The organism is Cobetia sp. SIMBA_158 (genome assembly GCF_046566945.1).
GTDB classification, from domain to species: Bacteria; Pseudomonadota; Gammaproteobacteria; order Pseudomonadales; family Halomonadaceae; genus Cobetia; species Cobetia amphilecti.
The window spans coordinates 1-446 of the sequence record NZ_JAWJYL010000067.1 but is presented as its reverse complement, the minus strand read 5'-3'; the positions used below and the strand labels follow the sequence as shown (position 1 = coordinate 446).

2 protein-coding genes are annotated in these 446 nt (G+C 37.2%); both read right to left on the bottom strand.

The window, feature by feature from the left end; translation table 11 throughout:
• Positions 1-65: 65 nt before the first annotated feature.
• Positions 66-245, bottom strand: coding sequence for a hypothetical protein (locus tag R2R70_RS18995; protein WP_056704950.1), 180 nt, complete (start codon positions 243-245; stop codon positions 66-68).
• Between the two features lie 2 nt (positions 246-247).
• Positions 248-446: hypothetical protein (locus tag R2R70_RS18990; RefSeq protein WP_410978749.1), on the bottom strand; the 199-nt coding region annotated here is incomplete at its 5' end.

Below are 446 nucleotides of genomic sequence, written 5' to 3'. Positions count from 1 at the left end.
CCCTAATGTGCTCATGATTGTTACAAATAGTAACTCATCTATGAACCTTCTAAACAGCTTCCCCATTAATTTAAACCCACTACAGCTAACTCTTCACGACCATAAATATCAAGCATGTTGTACTCATCATCAGCGACTCCATATTGATCATTGCTATGTACTTCTTCAATTGTTCCTAGTCCGTATAACGTTTGTACTCTTTGACCTACAGATAGTTTCCAGTTTGGATTCACATTGTTTAACATGTTCATTTCCCCTTTGTAATTGGTTTAGTTGGATCAAGGATTATACAATCAAATTCTGTTTCTTGATTCTTCGGTTCTAATATCCTCAAATCGGTTAAGACTTCCCAAAGCGTGATTTGCTTCAATAAATGCGTAACGACCTCAGCAAGCGTTTCTAAGTCTGCGTATGGAACGTTTCTTCCTATATACCAAATCGTTCCC

What these genes read in the sequence shown, in the direction of transcription:
- R2R70_RS18995 (WP_056704950.1), bottom strand. Translation starts at nt 245, where the DNA reads ATGTTAAACAATGTGAATCCAAACTGGAAACTATCTGTAGGTCAAAGA.